The following is a 25,889-nucleotide window of genomic DNA, read 5'->3' as shown; positions in this document are numbered from 1 at the left end:
CAGTTGTTTCTAGCTCCTTGAAGCCGTGCTCGATAAAATTCGGCAGTGACGCTTAGCACTTTTACGTAATTCATCGGGTAGGGATTCTTCACTTGCATCCTGCTGTTCTGCCCGCCAATAGTGGCACAAGGCAACATACTCGCCACTATTTACCTGATTGCGTAGTGCGAGCCAGGGATCTGGCGCTGGGGTAACTGCCATCACAGTTTCTTTCCAATCCCTTAACGCCGGCTCGTACAAATGCTGCTCGGTGGAATTTGCTTTGTGAGTGAAGGCACCCAGGTGTTGAGCTGGATGAAGAAGCAATAGCAAGGCGGTTACCAGGCTACAACTTACTGTTGCACGAGAGAGTAAATGATTGACGTTTACTTTCGGCTTATAGGTTTGGGCTGTTTTATATAGATCGTCATCCAGCTGCTGCGGGGAAGTCAACGTCTCGGCTTCTTTAAAATATTGATTTTCCCAATTGCTCATAGCATTAACTCGATTACTCTTCGATAACTTCTACTTGCCAAGGTCTTCTCTCCGAACCGTATATCGCTTCGTCCAATGCGGTTCGGGCGCGATGATATAGGGTGCGGCATTTATTGAGAGAGAGCTGCTCGATGTCAGCCACGGTTGCCAGTGGCAGCTTGCATTCCATATGCAGTAATAAAACATTGCGCAATTGAGAAGGTAAATTTTGAATCGCTGCGAGAATTCTATTCTGCTGGGGAGACTCTTGCGCGGATTTCTTCGAACTGGAAAATTCCTCAAGCTTGAGCAATTTATTGACTTGGATGTAAAGCCAACTTTTAAGCAGGCGCCCGTGCAATTCTGGCGGATTTTCCAAAAGACCACGCCAGAGTTTTTGCAAGAGTAAAGTGGATGAAGACGGCGCCATTTGCATACAGTAGCGATACAGGGAGTCTTTATGACGGCCGTAGAGTTGACGGAACACAGCAGGTTTGCGCGACTCCTTGTAGTATTGGAATAGCGCCTCGTCAGATAGCTGGCGTAACTCTTTGAGAGACAATGTCTTGAGCCTCCGTACGCAAATTATCCCGCCTCGAACCACTGGCCGAGTATTGGTTTATGCGGCGTCAATAAAGAAGATTGTAGTATGGTTCTGCGTCGCAATTATTTTCTGGCCAGTACTTATAATTTCAGCCGATGTCACGGTACGACAGATACGAATCTTCGGGCTTGCGAAGTATAGTTGCCCCTGGTTTGAGAGGTGGTTGCTCGGGTAAGGGCCAACGCCAGATTTATCAATAAGTGATGATGCGCCTAATTAAGCAATCAAACGTCAAAAAGAGGCTTGCTCCGGCAAGGGTAGTGGCAATTGAACAGGGCCTTTCCCCGCCCGGAGGTCTGTGAGTCGCAGGCCTACCCCAAGAAGGCGGATGGGAGCAGGGCGTTTTTCTCGACACTCCTGCAGTAGCTGGCGGAATTCAGAAATGCGCCCGGCACGGCTGCTGCGCTCGTGGGTGCTGGTAGTAAAATCTGCGTACTTTAGTTTAACGGTGACACCATTTACTTCGTAACGATCGCCGAGTTTTTCCAGCCGCTCCAGCAGGCGCATATACAGCTCTGTCAGCTGTTCCAGCCATTCGTCAAAACTGGATAAGTCTTCGCGAAAGGTGCGCTCGACACTAACACTCTTGCGGGAGCCATCGCCGCTTACCGGGCGATCGTCAACACCACGGCAAAGGTCGTAAAGGCGGCGGCCAAATTTGCCAAACTTCTTACTCAGTTCAACTTGTGAAAAATTGCGTAAATCCGCGCAAGTGCGAATGCCTTGTCGATGCATTTTCTCTGCGGTCACCCGTCCCACGCCATGTATTTTGTTGATAGGCAGGCGCAAAACAAATTGATCGACCTCGCTCGGCGTAATGACTGTCAATCCGTCAGGCTTCTGCCAATCACTGGCAATTTTGGCCAGGAATTTATTCGGGGCCACCCCGGCAGAAATAGTGATACCCAGGGTATCGCGCACCCGTTGCCGGATTTCCTCAGCGATTAGGGTAGCGCTGCCGTGGCAGCGGCCACTGTCGGTGACATCCAGGAAGGCTTCGTCCAGGGATAGGGGCTCAATATCATCGCAGTAGTCGAGAAATATCTCCCGTATCTGCACGCTGACCTCCCGGTACTTAGCCATGTTGCCGGGTACTACAATCAAATCAGGGCACAGTTTCTTGGCCTGGGCGGTAGGCATTGCGGAGCGAACCCCATAGCTGCGGGCTTCATAGTTGCAGGTAGAGATCACTCCGCGGCGGTCGCTACTGCCTCCAACGGCCAAGGGGCGTCCACGGAGATTGGGATCGTCACGCATTTCGACCGAAGCGTAGAAGCAGTCACAATCACAGTGGATAATCTTTCTCATGCTGTGATTATATACAGTGTTATGTCGTGCCAGAAAGTAATTTATGCCACTCGGACACCCGGCGATGACAGGTAGGTGAATAATGAGCAGTATTCCGTTGGTCGAGCACCCAGCTTCCGATGATGTAGCCAGGGTTTTTGCTGAGATTGATGACGAGCTGGGGGGAATCCCCAGTCTGTTCCGTGTCTACGCCCAACACCCGGGGTTACTTGAGGCAAACTGGTACAAGTTTAAGACAGTGATGATTCACGGCTGTTTGTCGGCGCAGCTGAAAGAAGCCATTGGTCTGGCAGTCTCAGCCGATAACCACTGTGACTATGGCATTTACCATCACAGTATGTCCCTGCAAATGCTTGGGGTGGAAACGGATGAAGTGATGCGGATTCGCACTGACCCCAAGCATGTGCACTTTTCTGAAAAAGAGCACGCCCTGTTTGACTTGGCGCGCAATGCCAACAGCGCCCCTGATGACCATCGCGAGCACCTGATCGCCGCTGCGCGAAAGCTCGGTGCCGGTGATGATGAGATTCTTGAGGCGTTGGGCGTAATGGAGATGGTATTGGGGGCCAATCACATTGCTGAAGTGCTCAGCCTGGCGCCGACCCGAGTGCCTCACAAGAAGTAATAACAGGCGCCCTTGGGCGGCTGTTCTACTTGGGTCTGCCGAAAATCAGTGCCAGCACAAACATCACAAGGAAAATAAAGAAGAGAATCTTGGCTATTTCAGTTGCGGTCGAAGCGATGCCACTAAAGCCAAAGAAGGCGGCGATCAGCGCAATAACCAGAAAGGTGACAGCCCAGCGCAACATAAGAGGCTCCCAATAGAGTGGAGGGAGCCTTGGGCTCCCGTTCCGCTAATTGATAGAGTCCCGCTCCACAGGTTCCAAATGGTCGCCTGCTTTCATCAGGGTTAGTTGCTCCAGTGTGGCAAACTGGAAGCCCTTTTGCCTGAGTTGCGCAGTAATGAGGGGCAGGGCCTCCATTACCTGATGGTGCTGACCATACATGGGATGCAGCAGAACTACACTTCCGTCTTTTGCCTTTTGGGATATATAGTCAGCTGCGACTTGAGCGCCGCCTGCTTGCAGTTGCTCAGTAGGATCGATATCCCAGTGAGCAATCTTGAACTGGTGATCGCTTAAAAGCGTGCCCAACTCGTCAGACATCTTTCCGTGAGGAGGGAGAAACATGGGCTTGCTGGTATAGCCATTTCTTTGTAGTAGCCGACAGGTTTTTTTAATCTCTTCCTTGGCACTACTCAAAGGCATCTGGGAAAGGTTTGTATGTGAGTAACCATGGTTACCTAACTGATGTCCAGCCTGAATGATTGCCTGGGTCTGCTCCGGGTACCTTTCCATTTCCTGCCCTGTAGGGAAAAAAGTGGCGGTCACTTCCAAAGATTCGAGCCGCTTTAACAGTGGCTCGGTTTTGTCGGGGGAGGGCCCCTCATCAAAAATAAGCGCTACCCATTTATCCTTGCCGGTAATTGCCTGGGCACAGGTTGAAAATACAAAAAGCCAAATGCAAATAGCATTAATTATTATTTTCATTTTTTAGGGTTTCCACAGATAGAAAAAAAGCCGTCAATGACGGCTTTTTTCTTTGAACTTGTTTAGCGCTCTAGCTGGTCCAGCTTGCCCTTCTTGCCGTCCCACTCCTCGGCATCCGGTAATGGGTCTTTCTTCTCAGTAATATTGGGCCATACCTCGGCGAGTTCTGCGTTCAACTCGATAAACTCCTGCTGATCGTCCGGAACCTCATCCTCAGAGAAAATCGCGTTGGCGGGGCACTCCGGCTCACACAGGGCGCAGTCGATACACTCGTCTGGGTGAATTACCAGGAAGTTGGGGCCTTCGTAAAAACAGTCTACCGGGCAAACCTCTACACAGTCGGTGTATTTACACTTAATGCAGTTTTCCCCAATTACGAATGTCATGTTTGTCCCTCGATAGTGCCACTGAATTCTTCGTGCAGCGGATTTTATCAATTACTGGCGCGAATTGTAGTGGCTTTTCAGTCGATTTAGTTCACTGTTTATAACAGGATGAATTGGGCGACCAGGGTCGCCCGGTCTTTTACTTCAGTAACTTGCGTAAAGAATAGAGCGCTTCCAGTGCCTGGCGTGGCGTCAAATCGTCCGGATCAAGCTCCTCAAGGGCATCCACGGCCGGGTGGCTCGGGCTGCCAAACAGATCTACCTGCTGGGGGGAACCAGGGCCCGCGGCCATTGGCACAGGGGCTTCTTCCGGCTCCTGTTTGGGGGCCGGTGCAGGCGTAGCAATAGGAGCTGGCACATCTACCGACTGGGCGCCGGCTTCCAATGCTGCCAAGCGCGCGCGGGCCTCGGTCAATACATCACTGGGGATACCGGCCAGTTTGGCCACCTGCAACCCGTAACTTTTAGAGGCGGGCCCTTCCTGGATGCGGTGCAGGAAGACAATTCCCTCGCCGTGCTCGGTGGCATCCAAGTGGATGTTGGCGGCTTCAGGGCACTGGTTGGGCAGGTCAGTCAGTTCAAAGTAATGGGTGGCGAACAGCGTAAAGGCGCGCACTTCCCCTGCCAGGTAGTGGGCACAGGCCCAGGCCAGGGACAGGCCGTCGTAAGTGCTGGTACCACGGCCAATCTCATCCATCAGTACCAAACTGTGCTCGGTGGCATTGCGCAGGATATTGGCGGTCTCGGTCATTTCCACCATAAAGGTGGAGCGGCCACCGGCCAGGTCATCGGCACTGCCGATGCGAGTGAAGATACGATCCAGCAAGCCGATCTGGGCACTGTCGGCGGGTACGTAACTGCCACAGTGGGCCAACAGGGCAATCAATGCTGTCTGGCGCATATAGGTAGATTTACCGCCCATGTTCGGGCCGGTAATTACCAGCATGCGGCGGTCGTCGTGCAACTCAATATCGTTGGCCACAAAGGGCTCGTCCAATACCTGCTCCACCACCGGATGGCGCCCGCCGGTAATATGCAGGCCCGGCTCAGTGCCCAGTTCGGGACGGCACAGGCGCAAATCGTCAGCGCGCTCGGCCAAGCAGGCCAGCACGTCTAATTCGGAGATACCTGCTGCGGCGGCTTGGAGCTCTGCCAGGGACTCATTCAACTGATTGATCAGCTCTTCGTACAGCGCCTTTTCACGAGCTAGCGCGCGGCTCTTGGCGGAGAGTGCCTTGTCTTCAAACTCCTTGAGTTCGGGCGTGATAAAGCGCTCGGCATTCTTTAGGGTCTGGCGGCGAATATATTCAGCTGGCGCCTTATCGCTTTGCCCGCGACTGATTTCAATAAAGTAGCCGTGCACCCGGTTGTAACCCACCTTAAGGGTGGGAATACCGGTGCGCTCTTTTTCCCGCTGCTCCAGTTGCACCAGGTAATCGCCGGCGTTTTCACTGATAGCGCGCAGCTCGTCCAGTTCTTCGTCGTAGCCGGTAGCAATAACGCCACCGTCGCGAATTACTACCGGAGGGTTTTCAATAATGGCATCTTGCAGCAGCTCTACGGTTTCTGGCCACTCGCCGATCTGGCTGCACAATTCATTCAATAACGTTGCGTCAGATTCCGCTAACTGTTGCTGGATTTCCGGGAATTGAGCCAGGGACTGGCCCAGGCGAGCCAAATCCCGAGGACGTGCAGAGCGCAGTGCCAAACGGCCCAGGATTCGCTCCATATCGCCTACAGGTTTGAGGGCATCACGCAGAGGCTCAAAGCCATAATCGGCAATTAATGCTGCGATGGCATCCTGGCGGTTGCGCAAGGTGGTTAGCTGGCGCAGGGGGTTGTTGAACCAGCGGCGCAATAAGCGGCTACCCATAGCGGTTTTACAGCTATCGAAGACCGACAATAGGGTATTGTCATCGCCACCGTTCAGGTTCAGATCAATCTCCAGATTGCGGCGACTGGCACCATCCAAGGCGACTGTCTCATCACCACTTTCCGTCAGCAGGCCGCGAATATGGGGCAGCTCGGTACGCTGGGTGTCCCGTGCGTATTGCAGCAAACAGCCGGCAGCGATCACAGCACCGTGCATATGGCTGCACCCAAAGGCTTCGAGGTTCATGGTGCCGAATTGTTGGTTGAGCAGACGCAAAGCGCTCTCCAGCTCGAACTCCCAAGGTGCACGGCGGCGCACGCCCGCGCGGCGCTCGATTTCAACCGGCAGGCTAAGGTCTTCCGGCGCAAGCAGTTCAGCGGGATTGTGGCGCTGCACCTGCTCGGCCAGAGCTTCCAGAGTATCTGTTTCCTGAACCACAAAACGACCGGTTGCCAGGTCCAGCAGTGCCAGGCCAAATACATCGCCCAAGTGTGAAATAGCAGCCAGAAGGTTATCGCGGCGATCGTTGAGAAGTGCCTCGTCTGTGACTGTGCCCGGAGTAACAATACGTACGACCTGGCGCTCAACCGGCCCCTTGCTGGTGGCGGGATCACCGATTTGTTCACAGATGGCAACGGAAACACCAGCTTTAATTAGCCGCGCCAAGTAGCCCTCAGCTGCATGGTAGGGAATACCGGCCATGGGGATAGGTTCCCCCCCGGACTTGCCACGGGCAGTAAGGGTGACATCCAACAGCTCAGCCGCCTTCTTGGCATCATCAAAGAACAGCTCGTAAAAGTCCCCCATGCGGTAGAACACCAGCTCTTGGGGATGCTGGGCCTTGATGCGCATGTATTGTTGCATCATGGGGGTGTGTTCGGGTTTCGCGGCCTTGGTCTTGTTTGCGGTTTTTGGCATTTTTCTCTAAGAAAATCAGTAAGTTACAAAAGTGTTCGCAAACCCCAAGAGCCCCGCAGGAGTGGCGGCCGGCTCAGATTGGGGTAGGGGGCAGGTTTCCTCGGGGGCTTAATAAGCTGAAGCGTTCGATCAAATAATGAACGGCAAGCCCAAACCTGATGTTCCTGAAGCATACAATCGGGAAAGATCTGAACAGAAAGGTCCAGGCCAAAGTTCGAAGGGCTTCTTTATAGGGGGCGCAGAATAGCAGAGTGGGGGGCAAACCACTATGGATGGCTTATCAACTGCAAGTGGGATGGCCTGCAGCGACCCTGTGATTTTATGAGAGCCTTGTAGGGAAGCGGGACGTTTTCCTCTTTGAGGTAAGGACCGTCACTTTTCTTTCCTCTAATGAATCTGCTGCTGATCTCAACAAAAAAGATTCCTGACTCAGTAAGGTCGAGTACTAAACAAGCCAATTCTTTACGCGGTAGCGCATCCCTCCAGCTGGGACATATGTGCATAGTAGGCTGATGAAATACAGTACTGATAACTAAGTCCTGCTTCGTATATCAGAATTCAAAAGACGCTGCTCCTATTTCTGGGGAAAATTCTATAACTTGTTGATTTTTAAAGGATGTGAAAAATGATATAAAGCAGGGGGAGCGCGGAATTATAAAGACGCTGCTTTATATCTACTTGTTTCGTTTCGTGCCACTCAATGTATTTTTTTGATTTTATTGGGTTTTTAAGCGGGCTTTGATTGAGGGCAGTAGAATTATAGAGAAGGGTGATATATAGAAGCTGCTTTTGAATTAACTGTTATTGGTCGCTCGCTCCAGTTTTGCGGGGGTTCAATAAAGAATAGCAGGTAATTATTAGATTGCTGTATAAAAAAACAGTATTGGCGGGAAAGCCCATAGCCAACGGTTCGACCTTCATGTAAGCTTCGAAGCTTCAGCGACGCTCGCATAACGAAGTTAATGCGGACGGCGCAGCCGCTTCGAAGCAAGGCCGCGAACCTAGTGCTGCTAGTTTCTCTCTCCGAATCGTGGTAGACAATAAAAGAAAGATATTTGTAGTGGATTTGTACACAGTGCCACGAGCAACAAATAACAACCCGATTATGCGGAAACCTAAAAGTTGTCATTCCCTTTGCTTGCACAAAGGCACTGCCAACTTTCTTAACGGTTCCGCATATCTATTTTCGTTAGCAATAATAAGTAATTTGGAGTTTTTATGAATGTGTCAATGGGAAAAACCAAGTGGCAAAAGTTCGAAAATTATGCCCTTTTAATTATCTTGGTGCTGGTAGGCTTGGGTTATGCTGCTTCAAAAATACCATCTTTGTTTTCCCCTGATGAGCGGCAAGTTGCTGTATCCGGTTACATTGCGAATGCACAACAGAAGGGTATTTCTTGTAGTTATTCGGGCTTTGTATTTGATCGTAAATCTGAAGTAGAGAGAACATTTCTTACTTGCAACCCCAATAGTGTTATTCCTGGCGAAGTAAGCTCCAGGGAAGAATTGTTTAGTTCAATTGGTGAGCATGTGATAACTCCAGCTATTGAGTATCTCCCAAAAAATGAAATGGGCTTTGTTATCGCTATTACACAAATTGATCAAAACATGGTCGTTTGTACTAATGTCGAGCGTCAGGAAATCACGCAACAGTGGTTGGACTCTTATGACAATTACTGCATGCCTGGATAAAATTGCTAACAAGGCGTTGCAGTGGACTCCCAAAGCTATGCACCTTTTTTGTGTAATTCGCTGCGCTCACATTATACACAAGGCGGTGCGCCGCTTTGGTCGCCCCTGAACGCGGCGCTAAGTTTTATACACAAGTTTTTTCAGTTTTATTATAAAAATCAATGAGTTACAGTTTGTACGTTATAGGGGCTACAAATTTGGCTGGATAATTATGCAGGACTGGGTCAGGGACGAAGTGAAAAATCAGGTTATGGGTGATACACGATTGAATAAGCGCTTGTCCAATATTCTCAGTAATTTAAGTTCCGACCCAAAGGGTAGCATTCCCTGTGCAAACAAGTCTTGGGCAGAAACCTTTGCAGCCTATCGATTTATCGAAAATGATAAAGTCAGCTTTGACTCCATTATGAGTGGCCATAAATCAGCCACTCTTGAAAGAATCAAGGTTCAACCAGTTGTTCTTATCCCTCAGGATACCACTTTCCTAAATTTTGCTACCGATTTAGAAAGCAAAGAAATGGGAACACTCCGACGCAAAGAGACTAATCAGCAGCTCCTACATACGTCTATCGCTATAACACCATCCAGAGATAATCTGGGTATTATTGAGGGTAGCATGTGGCAGCGAGATAAAGAATCTAGTGCTAATTCTCGCTATACCAAGTCGATACAAGATAAAGAGAGTCGACGCTGGCTAGACCATTATGAATCAGCTTGTGAGATACAAGAGCGCTGCCCTGAAACCACGATTGTGAGCATCGCGGATAGAGAGGGGGATATTCATGAGTGGTTTCAATTAGCTGAAGATCAAAATGAACAGCGGCGTGCAAGCTATATTATTCGAGCCAAGGCTAATCGTAGTTTAGAGATCGAAGGAGAAGATACGACTTTACTTTGGGACTATATGACCAAGCAGAAGTCCATCGGGAAATACTCAGTAGGTATCCCCAAAAGGAATGGACAGCCAGAAAGGGAAGCTAAGGTCAGTGTATCCATTGCAGAAGTAAGATTGCAGGGAAAAGGAAAATCAAAACGACCTCTTTCTCTCTACGCAGTCTTTGCTAAGGAATTAAGCCCACCAGAAGGGGAAAAAGGTATTGAATGGATGCTGCTGACCGAGCTTGCAGTTGAGGACTTTAAGCAAGCGAGGATCATTATTGAGTGGTATCGAAGTCGATGGGAAATTGAAACCTATTTCCGAGTGGTGAAAGGCGGATGCCAGATAGAAAGTAATCGCTTTAGAACCGAGCAGCGAATGCTGAACTGTATTGCAATCTATATGATTATTGGGTGGCGTCTACACTCCATGACAACACGGCCACGAACGCTTCCTGATACGTCGTGTACGAAAGTCTACTCTGAAAAAGAGTGGCGTATGATATGGATAATGCAAGCTAAAACCTCCCCACCAAATGAAGCTCCAAGTATGAGAGATATAACTCGTATGTTGGCAGGACTTGGAGGCTTTCTGGGGCGGAGCGGCGATGGTGAGCCTGGAGTTAAAACCGTTTGGCAGGGGTACACTAAACTTCTCCATTATATGGAGGCAGCAGAGGCTTTAAATGAACTTAAATGATGTGTATAAAACACAGACGCGGCGTTATGCGTAGATTATGATTTGTGAGAAATGTAAGAAAAAATTTAACCCAGGCGTTTCCTTGGGTGAGTCTCGAACAATGTTTGGTGTCTGCGAAGACTGCGGAACCAAATTAAAATATGAAGAAGTTCCTGAAGGTTTTTTATATGGTGCTGTCATGGCAGTGGCCAGTACCCCTTTCATATTCTTTGCGCTTTTTGATTGGGTGTTGCTTCTCCAGATGGGAGCCTTTATTGCTTTGTTAAGTTATGGTGTGTATTACATGACTAAGAAATTTGGTGGCGTCACTTATCATTACTCTTTAAAGGAATTCGAGAAGAACAATATTTTTTTAAAGTTTTTATCTTTTTTGGTGGGTGTAATAGTCGTATTTTTCTTTAGCATGTTGTTGTTGAAGTTTAGTGTGTAGTATACGCATAACAAAGCGTTGCAGCACGACGCCAAAAGCTGTGCGGCTTTTGCGGTCGCTGCGCTTATACCACAAAAACCGCCCAACTTTGGCCGCAGCTGAACGCGGCGTTAGCAATACGAGTGAAGCGAAGTTTCTTTGTGTTGAGTGATATGGACAGAGTTGAGAAAATAAAAAATTACTGCTGTATCGGCCTATTTTCTTCTGTAGAGGAAGCTGAGAGTGGTGATGAAGTTATTGTTAAATTCACCAGTTCATTCCAAAAAGATTCAGTCTGGTACATTGAAGTTCCAGAAAGAGTGATTGGCGGAGGGAATCTCATCTCGTACTGCCCTTGGTGTGGTACTAAGCTCCCTAAGTCACCTTATGGCGCGGGAGGTACCGCAGAGTGAGTGCCACCAAGTTACTAACAATCACAGGCAGTAAAGCTCCGGGCCTTCGGCCCTCCGCAGGACGTCTTACCTTGTGCGCCTATTACGCGGGTCGCTACGCTCCCATTTTCGCGCAAAAGGCGCACAAGGTAAGCCGCCCCTGCTGTGGGCGTTAGGTGTAAGACTTACCCACGTTTAGTAGACACCCTGTATAGTTAGGTTTAGGCCTAACACGGAGGTGTATCATGGGTAAGAAAAGAACTCAGGCGTATACGGAGGAGTTCCGCAGAGAAGCAGTTAAGAGAGCGGAAAAGGCTGGAGCAACAACGGCTTCTGTGGCGCGAGAGCTAGGCGTCAGCGCACAGCAGATCTACAACTGGCGTCGTCAATTTAATCGACTGTCTGATAAGCAGTTCAATAGTTTAGACGGTGTCGACTATTCCAAACAGGAAAGCGCTGAAGTTCGCAAACTCAAGAAGGAGCTGCATGAAGCTCGTCAGGAGGTTGAGTTTCTAAAAAAGGCAGCTGCGTACTTTGCGAACCACCAAGAGTAAAGTACGCATTGATACAAGAGCATGTAGGGTCATTCCCGGTTAGTTTGATGTGTCGGTGTTTAGAAGTCTCAAGATCGGGTTATTATCGATGGCGGGGGCGATTGCCATCTGCTCGCACGATTAGAGAGATACGAACAATCGAGAAAATCCGAGAGACGTTTGTTGAGTTTAAAGGTCGTTATGGCGCGCCTAGAATTGCTTGCGAGCTTCAAGAGTTAGGTGAGCCATGCTCGCGGAACTACGTCGCTAAGCTTATGCAACAGGAACATATTAAAGCGAGAAACGGCAAAGGCTTTCGATATAGTCAGCCCGTAGAGGGGAGCATTAACGTCTCCGCCAACTTACTTAAGCGTTGCTTTGATGTGGATCGACCAAATTGCCGCTGGACCAGTGACATTACGTATATCTGGGTTCTGGATAGGTGGCTATACCTCGCGGTAGTTATGGATCTGTACTCTCGACGTATTGTAGGTTGGGCATTCGACTCGCAGATGACCGATGAATTGACACGTCGAGCATTGAAAATGGCCCTAGAGCGACGACCAATAAAGCCTGGACTGCTAGTTCACTCTGACAGGGGTGTGCAATATCGATCGCAGAAATACCAGGATCTCTTGTCCGAAAGTAAGTGCAAGCCGAGTATGAGTCGCCAGGCTAACTGTTGGGATAATGCGGCAATGGAATCATTCTTTAGCAGGCTAAAAGTCGAGCTGGTCTATGCCGGAACATTCGAAAGCGAAGAGCAAGCAAAATCTGAGGTGTTTGAATACATTGAGATTTTCTACAATAGGGTTCGTAGGCACTCTGCATTGGGCTATGTAAGTCCAGCAGAGTATGAACGAAAATACGCATAGTTAGAGTGTCTACTTTTTGTGGGCAAGACCAGCCCCTGAAATGGATAATTCATGAGTAAGGATAGAGAACAGATAATCGACAAACTGATGGAGCACATTCGGGCAAGAGATTTCTGCCTTGATGATACTGCTCTAGAAGAAATTGATGCATCGTATAATGATGAGCTTGTATCAGGTTGGGTATTTACTTATAGGGCATATGCTTCAACAGAACAAAAAAGAAATGAAATGCTTAAGGCAAATATTTCAAACTCAAACCCAAGAATTCGAGAACAAGTCTGTGACATTATCGGTGATGAATTCATTGGTGAGTTAAGAGATATACTTAAACAATTATTCAACGATCCCATAGATTATGTTTCATCAGCGGCAAGATATAACCATGATGAAATGTTTTAGGCTTAACAAGCGCAAGCACAATCGCCAGCAAGCTGGCTGGACCTTCGTTGCTTCGCAACTCGGCCTGTGTTGCGGGCGTTATTGTGGCGGCCGATTTTCAGATGTTCTGTAGCTGCTGCAAGCATCAATCTCTATCTGAGCACTTTTTTCTGAGAGTTTTCCTGCAATTTGGTACTGCAGTTTCGTTCCAGTGCCATCGTTTTAAGTCAGCAAGCCCTGCAAGCCAGCTGCGCCATCATGGAGTGCCAATCAGATAGTTAACCGGTTGGGAAAGTATGGTATTTTCCCCTTTAAATTTATCGGGCAGTGGCCAGCCAAAGTTGGCTGGTAGAGAGCAAGTAGGTGGTTCAGTGCGCGCCAGCCACAACCAGGCTAGTCAAGCTCGCCCAACCCCTCCGGGGCTGGGCTGGACAGCCTACGCGTTGCTTCGGCTGCCCTTGCTAGCGGCGTTATGTGCAAGACTTACCCACGTTTAGTAGACACCCTGTATAGTTAGGTTTAGGCCTAACACGGAGGTGTATCATGGGTAAGAAAAGAACTCAGGCGTATACGGAGGAGTTCCGCAGAGAAGCAGTTAAGAGAGCGGAAAAGGCTGGAGCAACAACGGCTTCTGTGGCGCGAGAGCTAGGCGTCAGCGCACAGCAGATCTACAACTGGCGTCGTCAATTTAATCGACTGTCTGATAAGCAGTTCAATAGTTTAGACGGTGTCGACTATTCCAAACAGGAAAGCGCTGAAGTTCGCAAACTCAAGAAGGAGCTGCATGAAGCTCGTCAGGAGGTTGAGTTTCTAAAAAAGGCAGCTGCGTACTTTGCGAACCACCAAGAGTAAAGTACGCATTGATACAAGAGCATGTAGGGTCATTCCCGGTTAGTTTGATGTGTCGGTGTTTAGAAGTCTCAAGATCGGGTTATTATCGATGGCGGGGGCGATTGCCATCTGCTCGCACGATTAGAGAGATACGAACAATCGAGAAAATCCGAGAGACGTTTGTTGAGTTTAAAGGTCGTTATGGCGCGCCTAGAATTGCTTGCGAGCTTCAAGAGTTAGGTGAGCCATGCTCGCGGAACTACGTCGCTAAGCTTATGCAACAGGAACATATTAAAGCGAGAAACGGCAAAGGCTTTCGATATAGTCAGCCCGTAGAGGGGAGCATTAACGTCTCCGCCAACTTACTTAAGCGTTGCTTTGATGTGGATCGACCAAATTGCCGCTGGACCAGTGACATTACGTATATCTGGGTTCTGGATAGGTGGCTATACCTCGCGGTAGTTATGGATCTGTACTCTCGACGTATTGTAGGTTGGGCATTCGACTCGCAGATGACCGATGAATTGACACGTCGAGCATTGAAAATGGCCCTAGAGCGACGACCAATAAAGCCTGGACTGCTAGTTCACTCTGACAGGGGTGTGCAATATCGATCGCAGAAATACCAGGATCTCTTGTCCGAAAGTAAGTGCAAGCCGAGTATGAGTCGCCAGGCTAACTGTTGGGATAATGCGGCAATGGAATCATTCTTTAGCAGGCTAAAAGTCGAGCTGGTCTATGCCGGAACATTCGAAAGCGAAGAGCAAGCAAAATCTGAGGTGTTTGAATACATTGAGATTTTCTACAATAGGGTTCGTAGGCACTCTGCATTGGGCTATGTAAGTCCAGCAGAGTATGAACGAAAATACGCATAGTTAGAGTGTCTACTTTTTGTGGGCAAGACCAGTGCCCCACATCGGTTCTAATATGGCAACCTAGAGATAGAATATGACTTCAGGTATCGATGAGTTAATTAATCATCTCAAAGAAAGGGCTGACTTCTACATAAAGCATTATCAGCCAACATATGATTTTTGTGATGAAGTTGTTTTTGGCCTAAGTAAATTCTCTACAGATGACTACAAGCTTCAAGATATTTTTCCTAGAGAAATTATTGAAGAGCATATTCTTGAGCATTGTTTGTCACCTCTTCAGGCTGATGTAATCGGGGGAGGATTAACAAGTTATATGTCTACCAACCAAGGCGGGGCAAAAGAAATCGATTATTCTTCAACGATTTCTATCTACAAAAGGGTCGTAAATGAATGGCGCAAGAAGGATTGGGTTGAAATTGAATATGATGCCGAAAAGCTAAACTTTCCGATTGCGATAAATTTAGTCTCGATCAGAGATTGAGGCATGGCACGAAAGGTTAAAATTAAAGCACATAACAAGCGCAGGCTGTCGGAACGCCTTTTCGCTGCGCTCCAAGTCGTCCGCAGCTGCGGGCGTTAACTGTTGTAAGAGACAAATGTGATATCTGATAAATTCGATAGAATTGAAAATCCAGACTGGGAGCCTGATGCTCTTGTGCAGGTATGTCTTTCCGGTAAAGATATTATCGTAAAGAATGGATACCGACCTCATTACAGGGTTAAAGCCGACTACCTCACGACTACAATTCATTGGTTTATTGATACGGGGATTGCGGAACCTAACAGGCGCACTCTAGCATTTGTTAAATTCATCACGCCAGAGGCATACCCAAAATGCCTAGAGACTGGTGCTAATCTGGAGGTTCTAGAAGGCTCAAGAGTAGTTGGTCATGCTGAGATACAGGAAATATATAATGAGCAATTACGCAAAGGCAGCTAACAATCACAGGCACGTTGCTACGGCCCTTTGGTCCTTCGCGGGACGGCCTACGCTGCGCTCCAGCCGCCCGTGCTGTGGTCGTTATGTGCAAAACCAGATATGAAATTTGAAACGATAAATGTGAGGGATCTAAATCTCTCAGAGGCAAATGAGATTCAGTTTTTATATCCGTCAGAGCCTGATTGGAAGGCAGTTTCAGATGATACTCTGGTGGCTCTTATAAAGGATTATGTCTCAGAGCCAAATTGTGCAACTATCGCACTAGGCAAACTGAGCATTCGAAATCATCCGCTAACGAAGCCTCTTGCTAAATGGTTGCTGCAAGAAAAGCAAGCTGATGAATGGCTAAGGGAATCAGCGCAGGATACATTAGATGATGAGTAGCAGACACATAACAAAACGCTCAACTACACTCCGGCCGCAAGCGGCCTCCGTCGGACTGCCAAAAGCGTGCTTCGCACTGGCTGCCGGTTAGCTCAGCGTTATGTATAAATAGAGTATGGAAAAATTTCGAGTAAGACCTGGCTATAAATCGAAAGAACTTTTAGTAGAGTTCTGGGGGGAGCATCGAAGTAAAAGCTTTCCCGACATACAAGATATATTAGCCGAGGGTTTGAATGCTAAGCCGGTGAAACATCCAACATTAGATACGGCTACTATCTCTATGGCTACGGATGAATTTATCACGCTATGGGAGTACAAAAATGGCGAGTATGAATTGGATGATGATATCTGGGCTTTCTTTATCTATGCTCCCGAAAACAACACTCAAGTAATAGCTGATATCGAGAGTGTTTTATTGGCTAGTGGCCAGTTTATTAAAGAAAAAGCAGATTTCAGTGAGTACACATAACAAGTTGCTCAAGTACACTCCGGCCGCGAAAGGCGCGGCCTCCGCAGGACAGCCTACACTGCGTTTCGGCTGCCCCTTAGCAAGACGTTACATGTGATCACTATGACTAAATATTTCACTTTTCTGGTAGCTTTTTTCCTCCTATATCAAGAGGCCAATGCGTGTTCATTTTCTCGTCCAAATGAGCAAGAAACTTTCGATCGTGCAGAGCGAGTATTTCGGGCAAAGATAATTGCCACCAAATTAGTGGCGGAGAATCATGATGGAGATTCGCATGAGGTTGTAAATGCTACGTATCAGCTTGTCGAGTCTTTCAAGGGTGATAATCCCAAAACGGGTTTGGTAAAAGAAATTCCCTTTTCTCCAGGAAATTGTATGCTTGGCTTGCTAACCGGCATGGAATACGTATTTTTTTTAAAGGACAACCTGTTTGTAACCATGCCAAATGGATCTTGGGCTTATTTCAATGCTGAGGGCACCCAAGTCAAACCTGAGCTGGAGAAGCTTCGCGGTTATGCCGGCAAAAACATGTAACAAGTTGCTCAAATTCGTTCCGGGCGCAAAAAGCGCGCCCTCCACCGGACAGCCTACACTACGTTTCGGCTGCCGTTTAGCAAGGCGTTATATTTATTTATGACCAAAGTGCCAAGTGTTGGAATATTAGTCTTTGCTGACAACGGAAGTTGTTCAATGTATCTCGTTGAGCATTTTTTAGGAGATTTAAATTATCTTGAGATTGCCGAAGGTGTATTTAAAAAAGATTGCATACCAGAAAATGTAAAAATATTTGTCGAAGGAAAACCATGTGACTACGTAGGTAACCCATTGAGTTGGCATATTTGCTCAAATCGGCTTGCAAAGCATTTGGAGACTCATGCGTCCGCTTGTGTGCGTTTAATCGATATACCTTTGTACTACAAAAGTGGTGCTAGAATTGACGGCTACAGTTTGGTAATACCAACAAAAAATGTCGATTGCTTAAATTACGATAAATCGGAATTCCTCGATGGACAGGGTGGCCCTACATGTATGGAGCCAGTAATTAAGCGATCGTCGGTGAAAGATTTGCCGCCGCTATTTCTAGTAGAAGGTTGTCCCTGGACTGTCCTTTTTAGTCAAGGGCTAATCGCTTCATTGGTTGGCAAGGGGTTTACTGGTATTGGGTTTTTAGAGTGTGAAGTATCATAAATATAACAATGCAATCGTAGGGACTTTTGTTGCTACGCTCCGTTTTGGGGTGGCTTCGCCACTGTACCCCAAAACTCCACTACACAACAAAAGCCCCACATAGCGGCGTTATGATTAAGAAAGTTTCTAGATTCACGCTCTTAACTTACTTGGATTTCGGGGGGCTGATTGATTACATTTTTATACGTTGTCCTAATTATCATACTGGCTGTCGGTCTTGAGATGGTCTATGAAAAAACCAGTGGAGTTGATCGAATATATAAAGCAGATGATACAATGGAGGCTATGGCTAATAGCGGTATTAAAACTTCTCTCAGGCTAATTGGCTTTGGTTTGTTATCCATTATGATTGTTGTTGGTCTTACCCAAAGGTTTAACTAAGTGCAAAACATAACAAATACAAGCAGGTTGTTGCGGGTCTTTGACCCTTCGCGGGACGGCCTACGCTACGCTCCAGTCGTCCCTGTTGTAGTCGTTAGAAGGCTTTGAGAATGTCGAGAAAACTCAAAATCACGATCGTTATAGCGTGCGTAGTGGCAGCACTACTTACTGCCACATACTGGTTCCTGATTAAAGCGCTAGAACCTAAAATACCTGAACCAAAATCTGATGTACCCATAACGTATAAAATTGGGTGGTGGGGCTACCAAGACGACCTAGTAATCGACGTATTAGAAACCAAAGAAATATACTCCAACTTGTACTTATTTAATTCCAAGGCTGTTATCGAGTACAGATTGAGAGGAACTATCAAAAACAAACCAATGTGGAAACCTTATATAAAATCAGTATTCCTTAGTGAGCGCTGGCTTGGTAATCCTGAAAGCTTCAAAGGAAATACTGGGGAAGTTATTTTGACTCCTGTTGTAGGCGTGAAGGAAGATCAAGCGTATAGGGGAGAAAGAGTTTCTTTCGATCTTAAAGTACAAGACTATTTACAGGCCGGAGGATGGGGTACAAATACTTATCTGGTAAAAGCACAAGACAAGGAACAAAAAATTGTACTCCAGCAGCGTAAGTAGCCTTCTAACCAGGCCAAGCAACAGGACCCGCGCAAGCGCGGGCTTCTGTTGGCGGCGTTACGCATCGGTATTGAGAGGAGCGATGGCTAAATATATAACTACTTTAGTATTTTTATTATTTTTCACGGGAGCAGAATTAGTGAGTGCTGGTACCGACGATTCAAAGATTGAGTTAAATAACGAAGATGGGGCCATTGAGCTAATTTATCGTTCTTCGAAACCTCAGATTAGCGGTGTAATTGCCTCCAAGGAAGATAATGAGGATGAATGGTACGTATTTGTAAATGCTGCAGAATTTGTTCGTGATGAACCCCTTGAGAGTAAATTGCAGAAGGTTGTTCACGAATCGTTGCTAAATGTAAATGGCGTCAAATCCGTGGAGGAAGCTGACCGGGAGGAATGGTTGGTGATGGGGAACCCTGATGGTAAAGACTTAGTACGTGCGTGTGTAAATGGCTTGAAATCTATTGAGTCAGAAATAGAAGCTTATATCAATAGTTTTTCTGGCTGAAAATGCATAACAAACCAATTAACGCCCGCCAGCAAGCTAGCTCGGACCTCCACTGCGTCGCTCGTTTTTGTGCTGAAATAGCGCAAAAACGGCTCCTGCGTTCCAGCCCGTTATTGGGCCGTTATGCTTCTGGAGGATTAATAGTTGCGCAAATTGTATGATATCGATTCGATTAGATGTTTTAAATGCGGTGAAGAACATTTTTTTCCTCATGGCCCTGGGCGTGTTTACTACTATTTGTTGGTTGAGATTGAATCATCGATGGATAGGTTGGAATATAAAGATTTAATATCTGTAATAATTAAACCTGTCTGGTGTTTTGATTGCGAGGCTGCTTCCGTTGCGGAAGATATACCAACAATTAGAGAGTTTGAGTATATCTATAAGGCTGTTTCAGATGGCGTTGAAATAGAGGTTCCGTTCTGTAGTAGTAATATACCAGTAAAAGAATCACAAGAAATTCTAAAGAGTTACATTTCTTGGAAAATGAATCGGGTAGCAGGAGAAAAGTGTTTACATTGTGGGGGAGCAAATTTTCTAACAATTACTGAGGAAATGAATTTAATCCATGACAGTTGTGAGGATGGAGTTTTTTGTCATCGTCTTGCGGCGAGAGGGCCTTTCAATGGGCCAATATATGCAAGAGTATATAGTGCTGACGGTGAGTTTAAACTAGAGGGTAATGCAAATTATTCTCATGTCTCAGTCAACAAGTAAAGCATGACAAATAGCTGCAGTGGAAAACTTGACCCTGGCTTTAACTTTACGCTGATCGCGCAATACAAATCCAGCCTCAAGTTTCCACTGAGCTTGGGCGTTATGTTTCTTGGGTGGTGAATGGTCAATAGATATTTTGAAATATACCTTGGCTCTCCAGATGGTTTGAAATGCCTGATACAAGGTAATCTCAGTAAGTTACTCCAATTTTACAGGGATAGCTTATGGTATGGCCTGTCTGAAGAAGTGTTGAACTATGTAGACTCTTTAAATTTTGGTTCAGAATTAGAACCTATGGATGTAACGCAAGCTAGATATATCGACAAGTTTATTGAGTATGTATTTGACTTTTATGGTGAACATCATGAGTTCCCAGAAAGTTTGGGAAATGTGTGGTGCACTGAATCAGAGATAGAGCATATTTTTTCCATAACAGGCAGGCGCATATTTGCTGGTTATGGTGCTGATTTTGATACGAGAAATAAATAGACAAAAATAGGGTATTTATCAAATTCTGAATTAAGAGATTTAAAAATATCTGGTGCGAGCGATTTTTTACAATTGTTAACGTCAGCGAGAGATTACGCAAAATCAAAAGGGTGCGGTCTTGTATATACCATCGATTAAACATAACAAGCGCAGGTTGTCGGAACGCATTTCCGCTCCTTCGTCGCTACAAGTCGTCCGCAACTGCGGGCGTTATGTGTAAGACTTACCCATGATCGATTCGAACCAAATTAAAGCCTTGTACGAAAGTGAAAGAAGACAGGACCTTCTTGATCTATTGCTAGAGGAATCCCAATACACGATTCCTTTGGGGGATTATGATGGTGATGAAACAAGGCTGACGTTAGAAGAAAAAGAGTTGCGTGGGTGTGCTATCGATCATTTGCGATTTGTCATCAGCTATGGTTTCGTACAAAGCGTGGTAAATGATAATGGTAAAATATACGCACCACGCTACCAAGAGTTCGAGAATTGGTTAAAAACTGGATGTCCGGGGCTAATCAGTCTAGAAGTAGAAGCGTATTTAAATGATAACTCAGTCAACACATAACATGGTGCAGCACAGCGCGGCTGAGCCGCTCGGACAAGCTGCACTGCGTTTCGCTTGCCCGTATGCACGGCGCTAAGTTTTATACACAAGTTTTTTTAAGTTTTATTATGTAAATCAATAAGTTACAGTTTAGCCCAGTAAGAACTACAGATTTGGCTGGATTATTATGCAGGACTGGGTCATGGACGAAGTAAAAAATCAGGTTATGGGTGATACACGCTTGAATAAGCGCTTGTCTAATATTCTCAGTAATTTAAGTTCAGACCCAAACAATAGCATTCCTTGTGCAAACATAACTTGGGCAGAAACGTTTGCAGCTTATCGCTTTATAGAAAATGATAAAGTCAACTTTGACTCTATTATGAGCGGTCATAAATCGGCAACTCTTGAGAGAATCAAAGCGCAGCCTGTTGTTCTTATCCCACAAGATACTACCTTTCTAAATTTTGCCACTGACCTAGAAAGTAAAGAGATGGGAACTCTTAGGCGTAAAGAGACCAACCAACAACTCTTGCACACCTCCATCGCGATAACACCATCCAGAGTTAATTTGGGTGTTGTTGAAGGTAGTATGTGGCAGAGAGATAAGGAATCAAGTTCTAATTCCCGCTATACCAAGTCGATAAAGGATAAGGAGAGTCGACGCTGGCTAGACCATTACGAAACGGCTTGTCAGATACAAGAGCACTGCCCTGAAAGCACAATTGTGAGTATTGCTGATAGAGAGGGTGATATTCATGAGTGGTTTCAGCTGGCTGAAGAGCAAAGTGAACAGCGGCGGGCGAGCTATATCGTTCGAGCTAAGGCCAATCGCACTTTAGAGCTCGATGGAGAAGAAACGGTTTTGCTTTGGGATCATATGAACGAGCAGAAATCTATTGGTCTATACGCGGTAGACATTCCCAAACGGAATGGGGAACCTGGAAGAAAAGCCAAAGTCAGCGTATCCACTACTGAGATACGGCTACTTGGAAAAGGAAAATCTAAACGACCACTTTCTCTCTATGCTGTATTGGCTAAGGAATTAAACCCACCAGAGGGTGAAAAAGGCATTGAGTGGATGCTGTTAACTGATCTTCCAGTTGAAGACTATAAGCAGGCGAGAGTCATCATTGAGTGGTATCGAAGCCGGTGGGAAATTGAAACCTATTTTCGGGTGGTAAAAGGCGGATGCCAGATAGAAAGTAATCGTTTTAGAACAGAGCAGCGAATGTTGAACTGTATTGCGATCTATATGATTATTGGATGGCGACTACATTCGATAACTACACAAGCAAAAAGTCTTCCTGATGAACCATGTACGAGTGCTTACTCTGAAAAAGAATGGCGCATGGTATGGATGATGCGAGATAAAAGTTCCCCACCGAATATACCTCCAAGCATGAGAGATATAACGCGTATGCTGGCAGGTCTAGGAGGATTTCTAGGGCGTAAAGGCGATGGCGAGCCAGGGGTTAAAACTGTTTGGCAAGGATATGCTAAGTTGCTCCATTATGTTGAAGCAGCAGAGGTTTTAAATGGACTTAAATAATGTGTATAAAACACAGGCACGGCGTTACAGAGCAGCAGGGTTCGAGTAATGGAAGTATCTATATCCCAAGAATTCGTAAAAATCTGTAAGCAAATTAAAGCCAAATCGCATTCAATCTCCCGGTGGTCCAAAATCGAATCCGATGATATGTTTCACTTAGATTCTTTTCGTGGTGGCTTTGATGCAGATGAACAGCAGTTCTGCTTTAGCTTTTATGACCAAGCTGGAGATGAGTATTGGTTTCAAGTAAGTCTTTCTTTAATCATAGAAATAGCTAGTGGTATACAGCTTAAAATTGTAGGTAGGGCTGCAGAGTGAAGGCCTATAACAAGGTGCTCAAACACCGTTCCGGCCGAAAGCGGCCTCCACTGGACGCGCAAAAAGCGCGCGCCGTTTAGCACGGCGTTAGGTGAATATGAGATCAATACTTTTAACTATTTTTTTAGCTCTTGCTTCACAAGCGACTGCTTGTGGTGAGTGTGATCTTGTAGATACTTTGAGCCGGATCTCTGAATTCAAAAATATTTCACGAGAGAAACTTTCGCTAGCCATTGGCCAAGGAAAGTGGAATAAGTGGAAAAGCGCTTATGCGCTTTGCTACAGAGAAGAGTCTTCACAATGTTACTTAATTATCTTCGGGGCGGGTGACCTGCATGTAACCGACATGAGTAAAATCGAACATGCAAATCTCGGTAAATTAGGTGCACCAGGAACTAAGTATGAAAACGTAAAAACAACCGTAACTAAATGGTTTTATTCGGACGAAAGGTTCTTTCAGTTAGAGCTAAAAACCGTTGCTTATAGAGATGGACAGAGACTTACAGTAACAGAACCTGTATTTGTAAAGAAGAATGGCGAACTTATTTATCGGTAAGTCACCTAACCTAACCAGGCAGTACGTTCCGGCGCTGCGCGCCTCCGCAGGACGGCCTACGCTATGCGCTGCGCGCATACACAGCGTAGGCCGCCTCTACTGGCAACGTTCAGGCTGTAGAAAAACTCTTAAAAAGTAGCTTTTTTGTTAAAATGGAGGTCTTGATGTCGAGATTATCCATATGCCCAATTTCAAACGTTACGATTACAACCAAGATGCAATGGTCGTCATCAATTTCGAAGAACAACTACAACCTGAAACCTTTGAGTTTACACTTCATCATTTGATTGATGACCATATCGACCTCTCTGTCTTCCATAAAAAATATCAAAATGATAGCGGCGGGCGAACCGCTTATGATCCAGCTATCCTCCTGAAAATCACATTGTTTGCTTACTCAAAAGGCATTACCTCAAGCCGTGAAATTCAATGGCAATGTGAGAATAATATCCTCTTCAAAGCACTGTCATGCGATACCGTTCCGCATTTTACTAGTATTGCAAGTTTCGTAAGCAGTTATCCTGATGCGATTGAGTCGGTGTTTGAGAAAGTGTTACTGGTCTGCGATCAGCAGGGGCTGCTTGGCAACGAACTTTTCGCAATAGATGGATGCAAGATGCCATCCAATGCCAGCAAAGAACATTCGGGGACTTTTAGAGAGCTAGAACAGAAGCAGGAAAAAATTCGCAAGAAGATCAAAGATTGCCTCAAAGAGCACAAGAGGCTGGATGGCAGGAAACCTAAAGAAAAAGAGCGAAAGCAAGCGGTAGCTAAAGCGGCGGATACGCTGCAGAAACACTTTGATAAAATTGATCAGTTCTTAAAAAATCACTCCCCCAGGATGGGGCAAGGTAAAAAACCTAAAGAAGTGAAAAGTAATATCACGGACAATGAATCAGCTAAGATGACTACCAGCAAGGGAACCATTCAGGGCTATAACGGTGTTGCCGCAGTTGATAGGAAGCATCAGATAGTTGTTGAGGCCCAGGCCTTTGGAGAGGGCCAGGAGCATCATACATTGAAACCTATTCTTGATGGCATCAGTTGCCATTATCAGAATATAGGAATAGATGAAGACATCTTGGCCAAACAGGTCATCATTACTGCTGATACTGGATTCTCCAACGACGCTAACTACAACTACCTGCGAGAGAACGGCATCAATGCCTACATACCTGATAATAAATTCCGTTCACGAGATAAAGCTTTTACAACGCAAAAAACCAAGTATGGCAAGCGCAATCAAAAAGGTAGGGCTAATGTCCAGAAGACTACCCCAGCTAGTGAATTTACATTCAACAAGAAAAAGAAAACCTGTATTTGTCCTGCAGGAAAATCCATGCTTTTGTTAAAAGAAGAGCATGTCAGTGAAGGTAAGAAAAAACTATTGTTCGAAGGGCGCCTCACTGACTGCAGGAAATGCAGCCTTAAAAAACAGTGCATGCGAAACCCAGATTCTGCCGACTCTCGAAAAGGACATGGAAGGCAAGTATCCCTAACTTGGACAAACGGACGGACAGCCACTGACTGGATGAAAAAGCGGGTTGATAGTATCGAAGGCAAGACCATTTATGGGCATCGAATGTCTGTTGTTGAGCCTGTGTTTGGGAACATTGGTACCAACAAGCGATTAAATCGCTTCTCGCTACGAGGAAAAAGTAAGGTTCAGGGACAATGGCAGATGTTCTGCTTGGTACATAACATTGAAAAGTTGATGAGATGTGGCAGTATTCACTGATTGAGGATGAATTAAGGGCGTCAAGACGCCTAAATTTAATACAATGAAAGAAATTTGGTGGTATAGCTAAATTTAGCTCGAAATTTAAATTAGAGGAGCCTGAGGAGTGACAGCTTTTTCTAAAACTGTTTTTCTACAGTCTCGTTAGGTGTACTCGATGGAGTTTGGAATGGAAGCATTATTCGTCGGCGCAGGCACAATCATTCAGGCAATCGGTCCCTGGATGGCTATAGCCCTAGCTATAGGTGCGCCAGTCGCAGTGGGTAGCATTGTATCGAAGCTAACCTTTGGTTCGTATGCTCTCCATCGCAACAAGTACATTTTAGTTTCAACGCTTACTATTGCTGCTTTACTGTTTTTGGTGGTGTCAATATCCGTCGTCGTTTTGGGGCAGTGGGGTTAGCGTCATACAAAAAATCGGGGATGGTTTCATGGCGCTATACTGCGAGTCCGCACACCATACAAGTTTAGGCATGCTCGCCCGGCAAAAAGCCGCCGGGCTGGACGTCCACTATTCCGCTTCGCTCCATAGCGGCCGCCCATGCTAAAGGCATTATATTTAAATCATATGAGAAAAAATTGTAATCTTTGTAGTGTTGTCAATTTCTTATGCTTTTGGGGTGATATGCCTCAAGCAAACTGGAAACGTCCAACACTCTTTATACTCAGCTTTATTGCCCTAGTGGGCGGAGGTTATGGAGTATATTGGGTAGCCCAAAGCGAAGGACCTTTAGATATAGTTACAAAGTCACTTTGTATTTTTCTTGGCTTTCTATTTTTCCTTGGGTTGGTGACTTCAATCTGG

At 46.2% G+C, this 25,889-nt stretch carries 33 protein-coding genes; 26 read left to right on the top strand and 7 right to left on the bottom strand.

Translation table 11 applies throughout. The annotated features are described in order from the left end of the window. Nucleotides 1-9: 9 nt before the first annotated feature. The 3 genes from ACYX4J_RS15070 to dinB all read right to left on the bottom strand — a co-directional run bounded on the left by ACYX4J_RS15070 (nt 10) and on the right by dinB (nt 2,365). Nucleotides 10-474 carry a hypothetical protein gene (locus tag ACYX4J_RS15070; protein WP_444898121.1) on the bottom strand — a complete coding sequence of 155 codons (465 nt, stop codon included), beginning with the start codon at nt 472-474 and terminating at the stop codon, nt 10-12. Nucleotides 475-487: 13 nt separating this feature from the next. Then, nucleotides 488-1,015 (bottom strand): RNA polymerase sigma factor, encoded by a 528-nt coding sequence (locus ACYX4J_RS15065; RefSeq protein WP_444912463.1) that lies wholly within the window; start codon nt 1,013-1,015, stop codon nt 488-490. A gap of 273 nt (nt 1,016-1,288) precedes the next feature. Next, entirely contained in the window at nt 1,289-2,365 is a 1,077-nt protein-coding gene (gene dinB / locus ACYX4J_RS15060; protein WP_476176948.1) for a DNA polymerase IV, read from the bottom strand. An 82-nt stretch (nt 2,366-2,447) separates the two neighbouring features. Here dinB and ACYX4J_RS15055 point away from each other — a divergent pair, with 82 nt between their 5' ends. Beyond that, nucleotides 2,448-2,990 (top strand): carboxymuconolactone decarboxylase family protein, encoded by a 543-nt coding sequence (locus tag ACYX4J_RS15055; protein WP_413664916.1) that lies wholly within the window; start codon nt 2,448-2,450, stop codon nt 2,988-2,990. 25 nt (nt 2,991-3,015) lie between these two features. Here ACYX4J_RS15055 and ACYX4J_RS15050 read toward each other — a convergent pair whose 3' ends face one another. The 4 genes from ACYX4J_RS15050 to mutS all read right to left on the bottom strand — a co-directional run bounded on the left by ACYX4J_RS15050 (nt 3,016) and on the right by mutS (nt 7,092). Then, nucleotides 3,016-3,174, bottom strand: a complete 159-nt coding sequence (locus ACYX4J_RS15050; protein ID WP_282931841.1) for a DUF1328 domain-containing protein — start codon at nt 3,172-3,174, stop codon at nt 3,016-3,018. A 45-nt stretch (nt 3,175-3,219) separates the two neighbouring features. Then, on the bottom strand, nt 3,220-3,915 hold the full coding sequence (locus ACYX4J_RS15045; RefSeq protein WP_476176947.1) for a polysaccharide deacetylase family protein: 696 nt from the start codon (nt 3,913-3,915) through the stop codon (nt 3,220-3,222). Between the two features lie 62 nt (nt 3,916-3,977). Next, nucleotides 3,978-4,301 (bottom strand): ferredoxin FdxA, encoded by a 324-nt coding sequence (gene fdxA / locus ACYX4J_RS15040; protein WP_108732342.1) that lies wholly within the window; start codon nt 4,299-4,301, stop codon nt 3,978-3,980. 139 nt (nt 4,302-4,440) lie between these two features. Continuing rightward, the gene (gene mutS, locus ACYX4J_RS15035) at nt 4,441-7,092 is read right to left on the bottom strand and encodes a DNA mismatch repair protein MutS (RefSeq protein WP_476176946.1); all 2,652 of its coding nucleotides are present in this window, start codon (nt 7,090-7,092) and stop codon (nt 4,441-4,443) included. A gap of 1,218 nt (nt 7,093-8,310) precedes the next feature. Here mutS and ACYX4J_RS15030 point away from each other — a divergent pair. The 25 genes from ACYX4J_RS15030 to ACYX4J_RS14910 all read left to right on the top strand — a co-directional run bounded on the left by ACYX4J_RS15030 (nt 8,311) and on the right by ACYX4J_RS14910 (nt 25,487). Next, nucleotides 8,311-8,784 carry a hypothetical protein gene (locus ACYX4J_RS15030; protein ID WP_476176945.1) on the top strand — a complete coding sequence of 158 codons (474 nt, stop codon included), beginning with the start codon at nt 8,311-8,313 and terminating at the stop codon, nt 8,782-8,784. Nucleotides 8,785-8,995: 211 nt separating this feature from the next. Next, nucleotides 8,996-10,360: an IS4 family transposase gene (locus ACYX4J_RS15025; protein WP_476176944.1), complete on the top strand. Its 1,365-nt coding sequence runs from the start codon at nt 8,996-8,998 to the stop codon at nt 10,358-10,360. An 82-nt stretch (nt 10,361-10,442) separates the two neighbouring features. Next, on the top strand, nt 10,443-10,790 hold the full coding sequence (locus ACYX4J_RS15020) for a hypothetical protein (RefSeq protein WP_476176943.1): 348 nt from the start codon (nt 10,443-10,445) through the stop codon (nt 10,788-10,790). 616 nt (nt 10,791-11,406) lie between these two features. Continuing rightward, nucleotides 11,407-11,715, top strand: a complete 309-nt coding sequence (locus ACYX4J_RS15015) for a transposase (RefSeq protein ID WP_282933834.1) — start codon at nt 11,407-11,409, stop codon at nt 11,713-11,715. Nucleotides 11,716-11,723: 8 nt separating this feature from the next. Further along, a complete protein-coding gene (locus ACYX4J_RS15010) occupies nt 11,724-12,569 on the top strand; it encodes an IS3 family transposase (protein WP_282933833.1) in 846 nt (281 codons plus the stop codon). 51 nt (nt 12,570-12,620) lie between these two features. Next, nucleotides 12,621-12,968, top strand: coding sequence for a hypothetical protein (locus ACYX4J_RS15005; RefSeq protein ID WP_444930258.1), 348 nt, complete (start codon nt 12,621-12,623; stop codon nt 12,966-12,968). 522 nt (nt 12,969-13,490) lie between these two features. After that, nucleotides 13,491-13,799: a transposase gene (locus tag ACYX4J_RS15000; RefSeq protein ID WP_282933834.1), complete on the top strand. Its 309-nt coding sequence runs from the start codon at nt 13,491-13,493 to the stop codon at nt 13,797-13,799. A gap of 8 nt (nt 13,800-13,807) precedes the next feature. Next, nucleotides 13,808-14,653, top strand: coding sequence for an IS3 family transposase (locus ACYX4J_RS14995; protein WP_282933833.1), 846 nt, complete (start codon nt 13,808-13,810; stop codon nt 14,651-14,653). Nucleotides 14,654-14,726: 73 nt separating this feature from the next. Continuing rightward, on the top strand, nt 14,727-15,134 hold the full coding sequence (locus ACYX4J_RS14990; protein ID WP_476176942.1) for a hypothetical protein: 408 nt from the start codon (nt 14,727-14,729) through the stop codon (nt 15,132-15,134). Nucleotides 15,135-15,251: 117 nt separating this feature from the next. Next, nucleotides 15,252-15,593 carry a hypothetical protein gene (locus ACYX4J_RS14985; protein ID WP_476176903.1) on the top strand — a complete coding sequence of 114 codons (342 nt, stop codon included), beginning with the start codon at nt 15,252-15,254 and terminating at the stop codon, nt 15,591-15,593. 99 nt (nt 15,594-15,692) lie between these two features. Next, the gene (locus ACYX4J_RS14980; protein WP_444911336.1) at nt 15,693-15,977 is read left to right on the top strand and encodes a hypothetical protein; all 285 of its coding nucleotides are present in this window, start codon (nt 15,693-15,695) and stop codon (nt 15,975-15,977) included. A 115-nt stretch (nt 15,978-16,092) separates the two neighbouring features. Then, nucleotides 16,093-16,446: a hypothetical protein gene (locus ACYX4J_RS14975; protein WP_445356280.1), complete on the top strand. Its 354-nt coding sequence runs from the start codon at nt 16,093-16,095 to the stop codon at nt 16,444-16,446. A 102-nt stretch (nt 16,447-16,548) separates the two neighbouring features. Beyond that, nucleotides 16,549-16,980, top strand: coding sequence for a hypothetical protein (locus tag ACYX4J_RS14970; RefSeq protein WP_476176941.1), 432 nt, complete (start codon nt 16,549-16,551; stop codon nt 16,978-16,980). 99 nt (nt 16,981-17,079) lie between these two features. Further along, entirely contained in the window at nt 17,080-17,634 is a 555-nt protein-coding gene (locus tag ACYX4J_RS14965) for a hypothetical protein (RefSeq protein WP_445360529.1), read from the top strand. A 168-nt stretch (nt 17,635-17,802) separates the two neighbouring features. Further along, on the top strand, nt 17,803-18,015 hold the full coding sequence (locus ACYX4J_RS14960) for a hypothetical protein (protein ID WP_444957421.1): 213 nt from the start codon (nt 17,803-17,805) through the stop codon (nt 18,013-18,015). Between the two features lie 110 nt (nt 18,016-18,125). Then, a complete protein-coding gene (locus tag ACYX4J_RS14955) occupies nt 18,126-18,656 on the top strand; it encodes a hypothetical protein (protein WP_444932931.1) in 531 nt (176 codons plus the stop codon). Nucleotides 18,657-18,738: 82 nt separating this feature from the next. After that, nucleotides 18,739-19,167 carry a hypothetical protein gene (locus ACYX4J_RS14950; RefSeq protein ID WP_445357969.1) on the top strand — a complete coding sequence of 143 codons (429 nt, stop codon included), beginning with the start codon at nt 18,739-18,741 and terminating at the stop codon, nt 19,165-19,167. Between the two features lie 144 nt (nt 19,168-19,311). Next, nucleotides 19,312-19,884, top strand: coding sequence for a hypothetical protein (locus ACYX4J_RS14945; RefSeq protein ID WP_476176940.1), 573 nt, complete (start codon nt 19,312-19,314; stop codon nt 19,882-19,884). A gap of 120 nt (nt 19,885-20,004) precedes the next feature. Beyond that, nucleotides 20,005-20,373 (top strand): hypothetical protein, encoded by a 369-nt coding sequence (locus ACYX4J_RS14940; protein ID WP_476176939.1) that lies wholly within the window; start codon nt 20,005-20,007, stop codon nt 20,371-20,373. A gap of 229 nt (nt 20,374-20,602) precedes the next feature. Next, entirely contained in the window at nt 20,603-20,941 is a 339-nt protein-coding gene (locus tag ACYX4J_RS14935) for a hypothetical protein (RefSeq protein ID WP_444958397.1), read from the top strand. 166 nt (nt 20,942-21,107) lie between these two features. Then, nucleotides 21,108-22,472, top strand: a complete 1,365-nt coding sequence (locus tag ACYX4J_RS14930; RefSeq protein ID WP_476176938.1) for an IS4 family transposase — start codon at nt 21,108-21,110, stop codon at nt 22,470-22,472. 48 nt (nt 22,473-22,520) lie between these two features. Then, nucleotides 22,521-22,790 (top strand): hypothetical protein, encoded by a 270-nt coding sequence (locus ACYX4J_RS14925; RefSeq protein WP_476176937.1) that lies wholly within the window; start codon nt 22,521-22,523, stop codon nt 22,788-22,790. Between the two features lie 97 nt (nt 22,791-22,887). Continuing rightward, nucleotides 22,888-23,346, top strand: coding sequence for a hypothetical protein (locus ACYX4J_RS14920; RefSeq protein ID WP_476176936.1), 459 nt, complete (start codon nt 22,888-22,890; stop codon nt 23,344-23,346). Nucleotides 23,347-23,527: 181 nt separating this feature from the next. After that, nucleotides 23,528-25,084, top strand: coding sequence for a transposase (locus ACYX4J_RS14915; protein ID WP_476176935.1), 1,557 nt, complete (start codon nt 23,528-23,530; stop codon nt 25,082-25,084). 169 nt (nt 25,085-25,253) lie between these two features. Further along, nucleotides 25,254-25,487: a hypothetical protein gene (locus ACYX4J_RS14910; RefSeq protein ID WP_445354759.1), complete on the top strand. Its 234-nt coding sequence runs from the start codon at nt 25,254-25,256 to the stop codon at nt 25,485-25,487. The last annotated feature ends 402 nt before the right edge of the window (nt 25,488-25,889 follow it).

The sequence above is a fragment of the Microbulbifer sp. ABM4_008 genome (genome assembly GCF_056311705.1).
This window is presented reverse-complemented; position numbering and strand designations above follow the sequence as displayed.